Raw genomic sequence first — 16,930 nt, 5'->3', positions numbered from 1 at the left:
TAGAGCTTTGAATGAAACAATTGCCATTGTGACCACCGCATGAGACTATCTACCTTCTGTTATGAACTCGGACCATAATGCAATTCCCGGTTTCGCCGCCAACACAGGCTGGTGTAGCGGTCCACAGTTGGAGGATGGCACTAATGTAACCGCAGGTACTTCTTTCCAAGAAGAACCCGGCGCGAAAGTCCTTCCGTGGTACATCCCGGCAAAGGCCAAAACTGCTCACCAGTGGGAACACAATCTCACGAAGCTTCGCTCACGCTTCGAGCGCCTCATTGATGAGTTCTGCCCGGTCGAGTGTGTCCTTCTGCAGTGGCGCATCCCTATGGTGCGATCCGCTCTCCCCAAACTCCCCATCATGCCGCAACGGTCCAGATTACTCTGGGCTGGCTCTGGGCTTTCCCGAGAGCCAGCCAAGTTACTCGGGCCAGACTGGGCCCCATTGGTAGCTGCTTTCCCGATAAACAGCGTCCAGGGGAATCCAATTCTCAGCGCCGACGGCAGGCCAGTGGCATACCGCTTTGGCCTCCATCGTTATCATTCTGTTTATGCTTTGGGCGACGATATCCGCCCAGTTCCTATCCCGCAGCTTGCCGAATTGGTGCACGAAGGCGGCGATATCCTTTATCAACTCCCGCCAGCCATCGCCACCTCAGTATGGCGACTGTGGCCCACCGGCTTTTCGCAAAGACTCTGTCCAAGCCAGGGCCTCTGGCTCGATATGATCTTTGAACTCTCCTGGCAATGTCCCCGTGGCGGTCCGTGGTACACGGAACGACAGGCCCGCGTGGACAACTTCGCGGCCGGCCTGTTGGGCGGCGGACTCTTTCCACGTCTCCCCGATTTCCTGGCTTCCGGTCCAAAACAGGTCATCCCGCACGAGCATGGATACCCTGCGACTTTCTATTCGAAACTGGCAGATGTTGCACGAGCATCTGTAGCAGCAATAGACGAGATTATTGAACGCGCAGCCATCGTAAGTGGTAGCTGTGAAACCGAAAGTTCACCACCCAATCGCATACAAGCCACGACCAGCGGTACAAACGTTCTTCAGCGAGACCACGTGTTTATCAGCTACAGCCACAAGGACACAAAGTTCCTGGACCAGTTACTCATACACCTGAAGCCACTCGAACGAGCCGGAAAGCTCACCAAATGGTCAGATAAGCAGATCGCCTCAGGATCCGATTGGTTCGCCGAGATACAGGAGTCCATCGCCTACACAAAAGTGGCTGTACTGCTGGTCTCACCCAATTTTCTCGCTTCTGACTTTATCCATGAGCATGAGTTCGGGCCACTCCTGCTTCAGGCAGAAAAAGGTGGTGTTCGCATCCTGTGGATCCCTATCCGAGCCTCTGCTTACGAGGAAACCGCCCTCAAGGACTACCAAGCCTTGAGTTCCCCAGAACAACCGCTGGCCCAGATGAAGGCCGAGCGAGATGTGGCATGGGTCAGAATCTGCAAAGAAATCAAAAAGGCGATAAACAAATGAACCTGAACCTCTAACAAAAGCTTTAACTATGGCTCCCGAACACCCTCCAGAACTTGTAATTTTCGATTCCCGATTTGCAGATGGCAAACTGAAAGGTGACCTTTACTACATCGAGGTCCCCATAGGGGAACGCCTACGTGTCGCGTGGGAGCCAGAACAACAGCCCGAAAACTTCCAACCCGTTGGTGGAGGTGTGGCCTACGTTTTCCAGGCCGAACACGTTAGCCGACTTCACGTTGCGCACGATGCTGTGCCGGATGATTTAGGCAAACTCCGTTATCGCTGGTCCGAAGGACTGAATCACGGAATCCCTTGGATCATGTTCGTGCTCATCCTTCCCACCAGTTATACAATCCGCGATCCCTCACTCGTGCCAGCTAGAGCAAAACTCTTTCACGGACGATTGGCTCTTTATTGGATATTGAAGGGAGACAACTGCGGGCGAACAACTGTGGCGTGTACATTGAGGAAATTCGCCGGTGATCCTTATGCGAAACTTGTCCAACTGAACCAGATTTGTTCCCAAGAGAATCTCCCCGAGAACAAGTTCATTCGAATCGAGGATGATCTGCCCGGTAGGCAACGACATCAATTTATGAAAGCAACCACCCAACCGCGTGTCTTCATCAGCCACTCAAGCAAGGATAAACCCTTTGTTCGTAAACTGGTCGCCGAACTAAAAAAGCACAAACTGAGCGTTTGGCTCGACGAGCAGGAAATCCAAATTGGCGATTCAATCGTCTCCAAAATCTCTGGCGGCCTAAGGGATTCTGACTATTTTGTTATTGTCCTCTCCAAGGCATCGGTCACTTCGCCGTGGGTACAGGTCGAACTGAACTCGGCCCTTATAGCGCAGATATCCAACCAGGGCGTCGCCGTCCTCCCAGTCCTAATTGAGGACTGCGACATTCCCACCTTGCTTCGCGACCGGCTCTACGCCGATTTTCGTACGGACTTCGCCGCCGGACTTGGGAAGTTACTGTCCGTTCTCCAGCAGGAGGGCGAAAGCGCCGCTGGTCTTGGCACCACGACAACGACCACGACGACATCCACTACGCTCCCCCCAGGAGCAGTTCCCTGCGCCCCCACGCTAGCTGCGCTTTCCCTGGGCGAACTCCGACGCCGTATCACAAAGCGGATGAGTCGGACTGAAATCGCCACGATTTGGTTTGATCTTTTTCAGACCAAAATGGAAGACGACATGGCCCAACGGCCTCTCGTGGACTGCGTTATCGAACTGCTCGACCGCGCTAACAAACGAGCAAAACTAGGCGAAGTCATCGCCGGCATCTGCGCCGACCGCAGCGATTTGGTAAACCCTCAGTAGGCTCATCGGTTTCCTCCAGCGCTCCACCGATGAGCCCTCAAATTGCGCCCACCCGCCTTCGTCGTGGTGCGAAACATTTCGTTGGTCGTGAAGCCGACCTAGAGCGTCTCGATAAAGCTTGGGTTGATCCCAAGACGCACATACTAGCCATTGTGGCATGGGGTGGTGCTGGAAAAACTTCGCTCGTTGTCGAGTGGATGGCACGTCGAGCGGCCTCCGCATGGCCAGGTTGCGAGCGTGTCTTTGACTGGTCCTTTTACGATCAAGGAACAAACACTAATAACGCCAGTTCTTCCGACCAATTTATCGCAGCCGCTCTTGCATTTTTTGGCGGGGAAGACGGAAAACACCTCGCAAACAGCCCGGCGTCCTACGAGAGCAAAGGGACAAAACTAGCTGAGTATGTCGTTGCTCGCCCAAGCCTTTTGGTGTTAGATGGCCTAGAACCTTTACAGACACTGGGCGGCATGCTTCCTGAGAATGATGCGCTCCCAATTTTCCTTCGATGTTTGGCTCAACAGGCCATGCATGGTCTTTGCATAGTCACGACCCGTGTAGGCATCGTTAATCTGGATCCATGGATGAATAACACCGTTGCTTATCTTGGCGAGCTTGAACAAGCAGAAGGTAATTATCCACAGCTCTCCTCACTCTCCACAGACCAAGCAATCGCACTACTAAGAACTCTTGGTGTTCACGGACCAAAGGAAGACTTTATGCAGCTCGTTCACGAGGTCAACGGGCACGCACTTACGCTAAACTTGTTGGGAACTTATATTACTCGGGCACACAGAGGCGATATTCGTCACCACGACCGTATAAAGTTCAGGCAGGCCGACGGCCAAGTCCAGGGCGGTCATGCTTTTCGCGTTATCGCATCCTACGTGAAATTGTTTAAACGGAGTGGTAAAGACGGTCTCCGAATGCTCGCCGTATTGCGCCTGCTGGGCCTGTTCGATCGCCCAGCAGATTCAGGTTGTCTTGCTGCGTTACGTCGCGAGCCAGCAATTCTCGGCTTGACCGAAGCCCTGATTGACTTGGGAGACGACGACTGGAATATCACCCTTTCTGCCATCTCCGACCTCGGCCTCATCTCCTTTCAGAAGATCGATGAAACTCAATTCTCATTAGACACCCATCCGCTCATTCGCGAGTTCTTCGCAGAACAATTCCGAACGAAGTATCCAGATGCATGGTGCCTGGCCCACCACCGACTCTACGAATATCTCAGGGACAATACGCCAGACAAACCACAGCCAACCCTCGACGATCTGCAACCACTTTACCAAGCTGTGACGCACGCATGCCATGCAGGTGGTCATGAAAAGGCGTTAAGAGAATTGTATCTGAAGCGCATTCAACGTGGGGAAGCTTATTATAGCACAACAAAGCTTGGCGGTTTTTCCTCGACCTTAGCTGCGATGCGCGGCTTTTTTGACGAGTGGGGGCCAAACTGGATTCCAAAGGCAGGCCTTCAAGACTCCTCCCGTGCCACCGTACTCTTAAACACTGGCTACTGTCTTCGCGCGCTTGTGAAACTGCCAGAAGCCAGTAAATGTTTTGAAGCGGCACTTTCGGTTTTCAGCAAAATGCGAAACTATTCTCAAAGCGCCATTGTTGCTGGCATGCTTTCTGTCGTGTACTCATTTCAGGGTGAATTACCCAAAGCATTTAAGTTTGCAGAGAAGGGCATTGGATATGCCGACAAAAGCAAAGACCAGTCCTTGAGAATGAATAATAGATCAATATACGCGCACCTCTTTATTCAGACGGGAGATTTGGCCACTGCAGAGGAATATTTTAAAGTGGTGAACAAGTTGCGTCGTCAGTGCGCTAACAGTTCTGATCGGAATCGACTTGCGACCTCGGTGATTCGTTGGTGCATGTTTCTTGAGACAAAAAAGAAATACGCGGAAATACAACGTGAGGCGGAAACAATGCTTAACATTCTGCGAAAGCCACCCGAGCGTGAAAATATTTACTGTGGAATGCTAAACTGGTGTCTTGGAAGGGCTTTATTTGCACAAGGGCGGTTAAGTAATAAGCCCAAGCAAGTTGAGCGCGCGATTCAAATGTTACAAAACGCTCTCGGTTGTTTTCAACAGGGTGCTGGGATTTTACTTGAACAACCTCGTGTTTATTTGGCGCTGGCTGAATGTTATTGCTTTGTGCGTACTATGGATGCTGCTGCGATGGCGTTAAACAAAGCCTGGGAAATCGCCGCCCCAAGTCGCATGCGCCTGCACTTGGCCGACATTCACATAAGCCGTGCGCATCTGTTTTTCAGCGAGAAAGCGTATCCCTGGGAGAACCCACAGACTGACCTCGCTACCGCCGAGAAACTCATCCACGATTGCGGCTATCACCGCCGCGATAAAGAACTTGCCGCCGCGAAAAAGATCATTTTCCGTACGCACCTATGAGCCTTAGTCCCATCATCGCCCAAGGCAGCACAATTGCGGCTCGTCCCAACACGGGCGACCAATACGCGCACGCCTTAAGTCACTCCAGCTACAAAGACGCTCCACGCCAATGCCTCACCACCTTCGACGAGTTACAATCCATCGGGCTTACCGCGTTCACCAAAAAGCACGCCCCCTACTGGGACAAGCGAAAGAAAGGAACAAGGCATGAATTCTAACGATATGAATCCGGAGGAAAAACCTAAAGTCGCAAATCTTCCACCGCCTGGGGCCTTAGGCATTTCCAACGTTCGCCGATGGATATTAGTCGCCGGCTCTGGCAGACGATTATCGGATAAACTCGTGAAAACATGTGAGCAGTTCGGCCAAGAGTTAGCTGAAGCCGACTTTGGACTGGTAACTGGTGGATGGCCTGGGGTGGATTATTTTGTAGCGAAAGCTTTTGCAGAAAAGCTAAAAGCAGATACGCCGCTTTCCTCCCGGCTTATCCAATGCATGAAAGAAGGAGACGCCCCGGAGTTTCATGGTGGTCAGCATGTTACTGCGCCTACAGACGGCGAAGCCTGGCAAATGTCAATTGAGAAGGCTGACGCGGTCGTTTTGCTTGGTGGTTTGGGTGGCACCTTGAAGACCGGGGAAATGGCATTGCGATTAAGAAAGCCAGTCCTCCCTGTTGCCGGCACAAGCGCTAGCGGGCATAAAGATGCTAATAAGTTTTATTCGCGTATTTTGGAGAATTGGGGTGTTAACCCAATTGCAGGCATTACTCGGGAAGATTACGAAAGTTTGAAAAACGAAATGCCAGCTGTGGCGAGTGACATTGTTCGCCTTCTCAAACTTCATTTCTCTCTTGGTGCTGATATAATAAAACCAGAAATTCATCGTTTCGAGTCCCCTGTCGATAGCCGATTCGACAGCATCGTCCGTGTTCTGGTGGATGGTAATGAAAAACAACGAGCTGATTTACTCACTGATATAATAGGTTACAGTACTGATGATAAACATGTTCTAGCTGGACGACTGCGGCAAGAAATTACGGATCGTTTTGGACCGCAATTTGAGGCAGATACCGTGGTGGCGGAAAGAGATAAGAAGTTGTTGCCCTCCATTCGGTCCTGGATGCTTAGCTGCATTATTTGGGCTGATCCCGAGGAGGAATTGAACCGCAACCTTATCTTGACCCATCTTGATGTTGCAAAGGAACCGAATGTTAATGTACGGTTTTGGACACTCGCGGGCCTTTATCAACGAAAGGTCTCGTATCTATCCAGAGCAGTTGAAAAAAGCATTACCGATCCCGGTTTAGAAGTTGCAACTTTAGCCAGAGTAATTTCGAGAAAGGATAATTCAGATATACTCCAAAGTTTAAAAACGCAATTAAAATCAGAAAAGTTTAAAGATGTTTGGAGTGTGCTGAGGGTGCTTCGCATAATTCCCATACCAGAGCTAATCGAGGACCTCTGCCTTTTGCTGGATAAATCCCGGCAGGGAGAATCACTTTCCTATGACGTTCTGTATGCGCTATGTCAGCCCCGCATAGCCCATGATGCCACAAGAATACTCACTGGCTCGATCGGACTGGAAAAAGTAATTCGACTGTTACTTGAGGTCGCCAGGGATTCAAACGACAATGCAGCTCGGAAATTTTCCTATTTACTGGTCCGTTCAATCCAGTCGAAGTTGACCGCGCACTTGAAGTTGCGCGTCAGGATGAAGCTTTTCACGAAATTGCCGAAAGTGTAACCCGATATCTGCACAGCCATCGGCCGCAACCTAATACTCCGCAAAATAATTACGAAAGCACTTTTGCGGCATTTATTCCGGATCGCACCGTATATGGGCCGCGTGTACCAGGTTTACCCCTGGATGATTCCCTTGGTGTGAGGGTCTATGCGCAACACCTTGCACAGCTCATTGCGGCCAAGGACACCTACATGCCCCTTTCAATAGGATTATTCGGCGCGTGGGGTGCTGGTAAAACCCATTTCATTGATTTGCTCGACGAAAGGCTTGACGATTTGTCAAAACATCCCGGTGAGGTTTTTTACTCCCGGATTGTGCAAATACGGTTTAATGCCTGGCATTATTTAGATACGAATCTATGGGCGAATTTGGTGTGTGAGATATTCGATCAGCTTTTTCAACATTTGGAAAAGGACAAGGGTGAGGCTTCAAAAGCCAGGGTCGCAAAGTTAAGGGAAGATCTGACCAACCAAAGTGCTTTAGCAGCCGAAGCTAGAGAAGCCCTTGAAAGAGCTAAAGCTGCCCGGGTCAAGGCGGAGGACGAATTGCGCGAAGCGACCATGCAAAGGGTCAAGCAAGAGAATAAAGTACGAGAGTTGCTGGACGATCTTGGGATTTTAATAACGAAGGATGCCACACTGCATAAGCAGTTACAAGATATGGCAGATTCTCTTGGGTTACCAAAACTGAAAACATCCTTTGATGAACTTGAAAAGCGGGTGACCGAATTGAAATCATTGCAAGGACGAATTCAAACCATAACCTGGGCAGTGCTAACGGGGCCAAAATGTTGGAGGCGTTATATGCTTTTGGTTGTAGCCATAACCGCACCCATTGGAATTGGATGGCTTTCAATACATGGCTGGCAGCCTATTAAGGATTTACTTGATGGCGCTGGAAAAACAGTCGTCCAAGCAGGAACTGCCATTGGATTGTTTTCAGCATGGCTTTCCGCTCAAGTGAAAACCGGTAATTCGTTAGTATGCCAGTTGGAGAAAGCTTATACGGAAGTTAAAAAAATACGCAACGATCGCGAAACTCGGGATGAAGCACAAGGGGAACGAAAGTTGCTAGCCTCCCGGAAAAACGAAGAAGAAATTGCCCAGCATGTCCTCAGTGAAGCTGAGGAAAAGATTAAGTCCATTAACGCCGAGTTGGCAGACCTGGCACCGGGGCGTCAGTTGATGCGCTTTTTGAAGGCGCGCGCCTCGGCCGACGATTACCGGCGGCATCTGGAACTGGTAAGCCTCATAAGGAAGGACTTCGAGCAACTAAGCAATTTACTGCTCTCCTCAAGGAGTGATTCGGGAGCGCTTCCCTCTCAAGAAAGCAATCTTTATCCACAGATTGATCGTATAGTTCTTTATATTGATGATTTGGATCGCTGCCAGACCGAGCGAGTAATCGAGGTATTAGAGGCTGTGCATCTTCTTCTGGCATTTCCATTGTTTGCGGTGGTTGTGGCTGTTGATCCAAGGTGGTTACGGCAGAGTTTGTTGGATAAATATCCGCGTTTATTGGGAGGTGCGACCAATGGCTCTCAAGATCATCGACGGGTTGGTAGACCCGCCACACCCCACGACTACCTGGAAAAGATTTTCCAGGTACCGTTCTATTTACCGCGGCTCGAAAAAGATGGATTTGATACCCTCATTAATAATTTATTGCGCTCCAAGGCAACTCTTTCCGTAACTAATTACGAAAAACCAGGCACACCATCAGAAATTGAACCTGTTGCTCTAGGGACCAATACTGTATTCCCGCCAGCGCCACAAGTCGGGACGGGTTCCACCACGTCTAACACGGCAAATGAATCGGATCACCAGCAAATTAAACCCGCTCCCGTGCTCACCGAAAATACTCTTCCCAAGACCTCGTCCACTTTGGAGTCAACACCTTTAAAACCAATAGAGGACATTAAAAGAACACCCGATAAACCAGACAATATGGTATCGGATCCTAAACGTTTGGTTTTATCTGAAAAAGAAATTTCCGAAATGCACCGGTTCCAACCATTTTTCCAAACCCCGCGAGCCGTTAAGCGCCTAGCCAATACCTATTGTCTGATTCGCGTGGGTGTGCGTGAAATTGAATGGACGAATTTCCTTGGGACGGAAGATGTTGCAGGAGTTTATCGCTGCCCCATGCTGTTACTTGCTGTAAGCTCAGCTTTTCCCGCACTGGCTAGGCCATGGCTGCTTTGGTTGTTAGAGACTTCGCCTTCTCAGTGGCAATTATCAGAAGGAGACTTGAAGGCTCTTTCAGCGAAGTATGAAGATACAACCACATTGGAAGAATGGAACGAATTAGCCCACGGACTTAATCAAGTGGACCTTCAGGATTGGGCTAAACCAGAACAGAAATTGCTTGGCACCTGGGTGCCTCTCGTTGCAAGGTATTCATTCTGAACGAATTATAACCATACCTTAGTTGCCATGAGCCTGAACCCCATCCTCACCCTCGACCACGTCATTGATGAGTATCGCGATTATCTCCGGTCTGAGTTCCGCGCCCGCGACCGTTCCCTCCGGCTGGCCTTGGAAGCCGAACTTGACCGTCCGCTTTTCCTTGCCCAGGAACCTTTTTACCAGGCCCATCGCCCGTTCCGTGCTGGAGAACCATGGAGCCGCCTGCCCTTGGACCCCGCGCTGGCCCGCGCCATGGCCGTCCGCTCGCGCTCTGAAACCGCCTACCTGCATCAGTCCGAGGCCATCATCCACTTGCACGGCCCGGCAGCGTCCCCTCTTGTCGTGACCACCGGCACCGGCTCCGGTAAAACCGAGTGTTTCCTGCTTCCGGTCATTCAGAACGCCATCGCCGATGCGCATCAGTTCCGGCGGACCGGTCTGACGGCTATTCTGGTCTATCCGATGAACGCCCTGGCCAATGACCAGGAAAAGCGCATTAAAGAATACTTGGAAGCTGCCGGTGTGGCGGATCTGGTTGACGTTCGCAAATACGATCGTGGCACCAACCAAGCTGAGCGTGAGCGCATGCGCAACAACCCTCCGCGCATCCTGCTGACCAACTACATGATGTTGGAGTATTTGCTCATCCGCCCCAAAGACCGCGATGATCTCTTTGCCAATCACCGTTGCAGGTTCCTTGTAATGGATGAAGTGCATACCTATCGCGGTGTGCTCGGTAGCAATATCGCCCTGTTGTTACGTCGCCTCCGGGCGCACCTTGCGCGCGCCCGACAGGATTGGTCGCCCGATGTCCCTGCCGACCAGCACGCCGCCCGCTATCCCACGCTCCTAAACGTTGGCACGTCTGCCACCATCAAAAGTATCGCGGACTCAAATCTCAGCGCTGGGGAGCGCAACCAGCACCGGGATGCCGCCGTCCAGGAGTTCTTCAGCCGTTTAACCGGCGTTCAGCCCGCCACCATTCGCGTGGTCGGGGAGGTATTGGAGGACATCATCATTCCAGCCGAATCTCGCTTTGCCCCTGCCGTGCCCGCCGCCTCGCCCGTGAACGTAACCAATCTCGCTTCCGTGGAGCGTGCCTTGTCCGCCTCTTCTGGCGTTGCTCCCACTGGTGATCTTGCCCGTGCCGCCCGGCACTGCCGTTTGCTTTGGCTGCTCAACCAGTGGCTTGTCTCCCGTCCCATGTCCTTGAACCAGATCGTGGACCTGATGCTGTCCGAAATCCCCGAACGCCGGGGAGCGGACCGGGCCGCGCTTCGGCGCGAGGTCGAGGCCGTGCTGCTGGCGGGGTCCGCTTTGCCGGAGGATGCCCCAGGCGGTTTGCGCCTGCGCGCGCACCGGCTCATTCGCGGTGGTTGGAAGTTCGTGCGTTGTCTCGATCGCGGCTGCGGTCGCATCTACCCCATGGGCCAGCCTGTCTGCGATTGCGGTCGCCAGACCGCCCCATTGTTCCTCTGCCGCAACTGTGGTGCGGATTATCTTCGCCTCAGCGGCGACCCGGTGGCCGGGCAAATGCAGCCTTACTCAGCCGACTCTGCCGACGAGGAATGGATGATTTACGACGTGGCCCGGCAGGAAATGGACATCCAGCCCGAGGAAGACCCGGAGGAGGAAGACGGCGAGCCACGCGTTCCCCGCCGGGGCACTCGCGCCCGCATTGCCCAGGTCCGCGGGCATCCCGTACATTCGGGTTCGTTTGATCCCCACACTCTGAATTTCAGTCTGACGGCCTCGGATTTTCCCTTCCAGGTCCGCCTCGTTCACGGCCGGAGCCGTTGCCTTTGCTGCGGCGGCACCGCCGGCACCCGCAACGTGATCACCCCTGTTGCCCTTGGCACCTCCGCTGCCGTCAAGGTGTTGGGCGAAGGCCTCGTCGAAGCCCTGGCCGACGCCAACGCCGACCGCGAGGGCCACGATGGCAAGGAACGATTGCTCATCTTCAGCGACAGCCGCCAAGATGCCGCCCACCAGGCCCGGTTCATCATTTTCGCAAGCCGCTATGACCGCATGCGGCGGCGCCTCTTCCAAATCTTGCAATCGAACCCCCGCCTCTCCCTGCAACGCGCTGTCGAACTGCTGGGGGACCTTGGCGTTCAGGCGGGCGACAATCCCAACGGCCCCGACGATCCCGAACGCCGCCTCACCGAGGATGAGCGCCTCCGCGTCCGCGCCTGGGAGGAGGCCCCGTTGCTGGATGAAATCGCCGTCACTCCTTTCTTTCGCGGCACTCTCATCAATCTCGGCGTGCTTTCGATTGCCTACGATGGTTTGGAGGAGGAGGTCCGTAGTCGTGGCGGGGACCTGTGCGCCCACTGGGGCATCACCCAGGCCCAATTAACCCATCTCTGCCGTTGTTTTCTCGATGAACTCCGCGTGCGCAGCATGCTCTCGCGCGAAATGATGCGCTACCATCCGCGCAACCCCGCCTGTCCTGATTACATTGCGCGGGCCGATTGGGAGCGCAAGGTCGCCCAGCCCAAAGGCATGCCCGTGGATCCCCAGGGCCGCCCGCTCCCGTATGCCGATAATGCCGGGGCCCCCTTTGGCATTACCATCCGAAATGCCTGGCGCGCCCCCGGCACCGGCGGGCGCGCCCCGAGTTTCCAGCGCCTGGTCGAACACCTTTTGCACCGCTTCGGCGCTCCCCAGCCCGATGCCAACGACGGCCTCGCCCTCCTGCAATTCCTCCAGCGCGGTAGTTTTACCACCACGTCCGACGTTCAGGGCCATCGCCAAAGCGCCCGGGTGTGCCAGTTGAACGCCGAAGTCCTGCGCCTCCGCCTTTTCACTGGTGCGGACCGCCTCCGCTGCAATATTTGTTCGTGGCCCTTGGCCGGAGCTTATGCTGGTGCCCCATGCCCGCGTTGTCATGGCGTCGCCTCCCTGTGGCCCGATGCCGAGGTCGAGCAGCATCGGACCGTCCGCCGCATGCGCCAGCCCACCTTCCGGCCTCTGATTGCCGACGAACATACCGCCCAGGTGACCAATGAACGCCGCGTGGATTTGGAGAATCGTTTTAAAGCTTCCGCCGCCGAGGCACCGCTCAACGTCCTCGCCTGCTCGCCCACTATGGAAATGGGCATTGACGTCGGCGGCTTGGATGCGGTGATGCTCCGCAACGTCCCGCCCCGGCCCGACAACTACGCCCAGCGCGGGGGCCGCGCCGGTCGCCGCACCCGGGTCGGCCTTGTGGTCGGTTATGCGCGCAGCAATCCGCATGACCAGTATTTCTTCGATCACCCCGAGGAAATGATCTCTGGCGAGATTCCCGCCCCCGCCATTTCGCTCGGCAACCGTGATGTCATCCTCCGCCACCTGGCCGCCATTGCCTTCGGTGCCGCCAATCCCGGCCTCGCCGGTCGCATGGTCGAATACGTCAGCGAACAGGGCGAAATCAAATCCGAGCCCGTCAACGCCTTGATTGCCGCCGTCCAAGCCCAGGGCGATTACGCCTTGCAACTGGCTCGCCTCGCCTGGGGGGAGGATATCCTGCGCGCCTGTGGCCTGGATGACGCCGCCTTGCAGGCGCACCTCGCCTCACTCCCCAACCGCATCAACGACGTCGTGCAGCGCACCGCCCGCCAGGTGCAGGAACTCCGAGCCGCGCTCGAACGTTTTTACGCCACCCTCCAGGGCCGGCAATCCGGGGTGCGCGCCGCTGATCTGGTAGCTCGCCTCCTGGGTGTGCCCGTCGCCCGGCGAGATGACCGTCCGGAAGCCGATGACGCGTCTGCCGGCTATCCCCCGCGCCGATTCGCCGAATTTGGCATCCTGCCCGGCTACGAATTCCCCTCCGAACCGGCCTCCCTCCGGCTGCTGGGGGATCCGAATGAGGAAAATCTGGTCTCCGTGGCCCGCCGATTTGGCATCTACCAGTACATGCCCGCCGCCCCCGTCTATGCCCGGGCTCGCCGCTGGAAAGTCATCGGTTTGGATACCAGTTCTCCGTGGAATCCCCGCAGCGATACCCCTTGGAATTACCGGCTCTGCCGCCGTTGTGGCCTCCGGTATGCCGCCGACCACGCCCGATGTCCCCGCTGTCAATTGGCCGAGCCCGGTCCCGCCTACCCGGCCTTTGAATACGGCGGCTTTGTCGCCCAGCGCAATGAAGCGCCCGTCCTTGATGAAGAGGACCGGATAGGCGCCCGCAACCTGGTCGCTTTCTTCCCCCAATGGAATGGCGAAGTGTTTGAGCGTTGGTCCGTTGGTCCCGGTTGGCAGCTCCAGCTCAGCCGCAATGAGGAAGTGCGCTGGCTTAACGAAGGCCTGGAACCTACCGAAGCCGAACGCGAGCGCGGTTTGGTGCTGCATCAGAATGCCCGTGGCTTCTGCCTGTGCAGTACCTGCGGCCACACGCTGATCGCTCCGCCTCCCGAGGATGCTGGCCCCCGGCGGCGCGCCCGCACTGGCAATGCCATCGACCCTTATGGCCATTCCCAGTCCTGCGCCCGCGCTGGGCAGCCTGCCCAGCCCAGCGGCATAGTCACCAGCCTGGAAGCCGAAGTACTGAGGTTGGTTGCTTTCATTCCAGAGGGATTTGACGCTAACGCGTTGGAAGAGTGGACGCATTCGTTGGGAGCCGCGCTGCGTATTGGCATCCGCCATCACCTGCTTTTGGATGGCAGCGAAATTGAATTCGAACCGGAGGGACCTTGGCAGGAATCTGCTGAGGCCGGTGCCTTCCAGCGGGTATCCCTCACCTTTGTGGATCCCAGCGTCGGCGGCAGCGGGTACATTGCCCGCATGGCCAGGGAATTTCATCTGATCGCCCAACGAGCGTTGGAGCATTTGAATCACCCAAACTGTGAAACCGCTTGTTACCGTTGTCTGAAGTCCTATCAGAATCAACGCTATCACGACCAATTGCGATGGCCCGCCATTATTGGTGATCTGGACCAGTTGGCCGCCAGTGCGCCGCAACCATTGCCGCTCGAACGCGGGGATAGTAACGACCCTCGTCCCTGGCTCGAAGCCTTCGCGGCGGGTGTTGGTTCCCCACTTGAGTTACGGTTTCTCCGCCTGTTTGAGCAGCATGGTTTCCACCCCGAACGCCAAGTATCTGTGGCCCCTGCCGAAGGGCTTCCGCCTATTTCTATCGCCGACTTTGCGGTATCCGCCCGGCGGCTTGCGATTTACGTGGACGGCGCCGCGTTTCACACGGGTGCGCGTCTTCGTCGGGATCGCATCATCCGCAATCGCCTTCGGGAAGGTCCATTGCACTGGAATGTCGTAGAACTGCGCGCTGCCGATCTTGCTCGTGGTGCTGACCTGGTCCGCGAACTCATGAACCGGTGAGAAACCATAAGTCCGAACCATATGGCCTTCAGTCCTAACCAACTCAGATATAGTGAAGATGGAATCCCCATTCTTAAAGCCCGGCAGATTGAGGATATTGCAACCGAAGTCCTGGATAAATATTGTCCGAAAGCACTCCGTGTGCCAGTCCAAACTCCAGTCCTCGAAATAATCCAAGAACTCGGCAAAACGACTGGTCTGCAAAGCTCCATATTGGATCTTGGCTATAAAAATGGTGCCAAGATTCTTGGGTTGGTAAATTTCTCACGCAAGCTCCTTAGCCTCGATAATCTGTTGGCTGGGGAAAGAAAAGTTCAAATGCGGTTTACGGCCGCTCATGAGATTGGCCACTGGATTCTTCATAGGTGGAATTATAAAAACTGGAGATTTGCACAACCCCGCCAGGAGCAGGAGACTTTGCAAGATGACGAGGAGACCCTTTGCCGCCTTGATGAACGGACTCCTCAGGACTGGTTGGAATGGCAGGCTAATGTCTTTGCCGCCTCACTTGTTCTTCCACGAGCAACTTTTCTAAAAGCTTTGGTTGAAACCCAGCTTTTCTACGGAATCACGCGTAATGTCGGCAAGGTGTGGATTTCAGACGCAGATTATAGCCGCCGTGATTTTCAACTTGTCAGTGGCAGTCTTGCCAACATCTACGGCGTCTCGCTAACCTCTATTCGAGTGCGACTCAACACATTTAACCTGCTCAACGATGAGACTTCGCACAAAGGCCGGTCCGTAAGTCAAAGCCTCTGCTCAAACGACCCGCCGTTTTAACCTTCATTTGGCTTTTCGGTATTCACTATCCCAAAAAATTCACTCTATCTATGTTCGACCTGTTTATCCAATTTTTACCCTTGGCGATCCTGTTGCTCTTTTTCACACGGTTCTTTTTGCTGCATAAACAGGGCAAACGCCCACCCGTCTCTGAGAAAATGCTGCGCCCTCCGGGAGAAAGTTTGCGCAACCGGCTGGATGAATTGAATGAGACAATGATCGTGGCCTTGGCTTACTTCGCTATGGTGTCATGTATATTCTCAGCCATCGTCAAGACTTGGTCAGCGGCGACTACTTCTACTGGAATGCTTGTTACCCTTCTTTTTGGAATTTTGTGCGCAGGCGTACTTATCTTCCTTGGTCGCCGCGTTTATAGATCGGTGATGGATTACCGCAATTACAACCTCGGTTTTAGTGGCGAACGTTTCGTAGGCGAAGCCCTGAATAAGCTTATGCTCGATGGTTGCCAGGTCTTCCACGATTACCCGGCAGATCCCAAATGGAACATTGACCACATTGTTGTTTCATCCACCGGGGTCTTTGCCATTGAAACCAAGGCTCGCCGCAAAGGTGAACTGCCACCCGGCTTCAACAACCATGTCGTCACCTATGACGGCCAATCCCTGAACTTTCCCGGTGGTAGGGAATTGAAGATGCTGGAGCAGACGCGCATCAACGCCAGTTGGTTGAGTGGTCAACTAAGCAGTGCCATTGGCGAGTCGGTTTCCGTCACTCCCATCCTGACCATCCCCGGCTGGTGGATTGAGCGCAAATCCAAAGACGGTATCCCGGTATTGAACCATAAGGAAATTCGCGGATTCATTCTGAACCGTAGCGGCACCATCCTGTCCTCACAGAAAATCCAGCGCATCGTCCATCAACTCGACCAGAAATGTCGCGACGTAGAATTTTAGCCGATTTTGACTTCCAAAACCTGTCATTAAAGTTTCGTAAGCAAAACCTTGGTAATCTCAAAAAGGTGGATTTGCCAAGCAATCCCGTTATATATGTCTGATCGCCCCCATCGATCGCTCAAGCAAGATTTGTTTGAAATTGGGTCCAAAGCAATCGAACTTCCGTACAAAAAGATCGGCTATTCTTGCGTTTGCGGTAGCAAAAAACACTTGCCGGTTACCGAGCAATGCCAAATCCCTCAACATATCAAGAAACGAGAGAAGATTGACATCATCAACATGAGCAACTGGATCATCGAAAAGAATCCATGGTGCACGAGCAACAACACCACCATTCAAGCTGAGAAATATTGAAAGTGCAAGCGCTGCTCGCTGACCGGTACTGATTTCGGATACGAGTGATTTTACACCGGTCTTCCGGTGCAACGATATATTCACGCCAAGATCAACGCCGTCAAATTCATAAGGGTTGTCACCGGGCAGATCAAAACCAGCCATTAATGGGCAGATCAAAACCAGCCACT

Annotated in this window: 10 protein-coding genes; 9 read left to right on the top strand and 1 reads right to left on the bottom strand. The window is 54.0% G+C overall.

The features are described from left to right. Nucleotides 1-61 precede the first annotated feature (61 nt). The 9 genes from WCO56_15595 (at nt 62) to WCO56_15555 (ending at nt 16,406) form a co-directional block, all read left to right on the top strand. Nucleotides 62-1,495: a toll/interleukin-1 receptor domain-containing protein gene (locus tag WCO56_15595; GenBank protein MEI7730999.1), complete on the top strand. Its 1,434-nt coding sequence runs from the start codon at nt 62-64 to the stop codon at nt 1,493-1,495. A 28-nt stretch (nt 1,496-1,523) separates the two neighbouring features. After that, entirely contained in the window at nt 1,524-2,822 is a 1,299-nt protein-coding gene (locus WCO56_15590) for a toll/interleukin-1 receptor domain-containing protein (protein MEI7730998.1), read from the top strand. Between the two features lie 29 nt (nt 2,823-2,851). Further along, a complete protein-coding gene (locus WCO56_15585) occupies nt 2,852-5,245 on the top strand; it encodes a hypothetical protein (protein MEI7730997.1) in 2,394 nt (797 codons plus the stop codon). Continuing rightward, a complete protein-coding gene (locus WCO56_15580; GenBank protein ID MEI7730996.1) occupies nt 5,242-5,463 on the top strand; it encodes a hypothetical protein in 222 nt (73 codons plus the stop codon). Before WCO56_15585 ends, WCO56_15580 begins: the two co-directional genes overlap by 4 nt. Next, nucleotides 5,453-6,988 carry a hypothetical protein gene (locus WCO56_15575; GenBank protein ID MEI7730995.1) on the top strand — a complete coding sequence of 512 codons (1,536 nt, stop codon included), beginning with the start codon at nt 5,453-5,455 and terminating at the stop codon, nt 6,986-6,988. The genes WCO56_15580 and WCO56_15575 overlap by 11 nt, the downstream gene beginning before the upstream one ends. A gap of 137 nt (nt 6,989-7,125) precedes the next feature. Continuing rightward, entirely contained in the window at nt 7,126-9,396 is a 2,271-nt protein-coding gene (locus WCO56_15570; GenBank protein ID MEI7730994.1) for a P-loop NTPase fold protein, read from the top strand. Nucleotides 9,397-9,423: 27 nt separating this feature from the next. Beyond that, nucleotides 9,424-14,712: a DEAD/DEAH box helicase gene (locus WCO56_15565; protein MEI7730993.1), complete on the top strand. Its 5,289-nt coding sequence runs from the start codon at nt 9,424-9,426 to the stop codon at nt 14,710-14,712. A 21-nt stretch (nt 14,713-14,733) separates the two neighbouring features. Further along, on the top strand, nt 14,734-15,492 hold the full coding sequence (locus tag WCO56_15560; GenBank protein MEI7730992.1) for an ImmA/IrrE family metallo-endopeptidase: 759 nt from the start codon (nt 14,734-14,736) through the stop codon (nt 15,490-15,492). A 50-nt stretch (nt 15,493-15,542) separates the two neighbouring features. Next, on the top strand, nt 15,543-16,406 hold the full coding sequence (locus WCO56_15555; GenBank protein ID MEI7730991.1) for a nuclease-related domain-containing protein: 864 nt from the start codon (nt 15,543-15,545) through the stop codon (nt 16,404-16,406). Between the two features lie 87 nt (nt 16,407-16,493). On the opposite strand, the gene WCO56_15550 is transcribed toward WCO56_15555, so the two are convergent. Next, a partial coding sequence (locus WCO56_15550; GenBank protein ID MEI7730990.1) for an ABC transporter ATP-binding protein occupies nt 16,494-16,930 on the bottom strand: 437 nt, incomplete at its 5' end.

The sequence above is a fragment of the Verrucomicrobiota bacterium genome (genome assembly GCA_037139415.1).
Lineage (GTDB): Bacteria > Verrucomicrobiota > Verrucomicrobiia > Limisphaerales > Fontisphaeraceae > JBAXGN01.
This window is presented reverse-complemented; position numbering and strand designations above follow the sequence as displayed.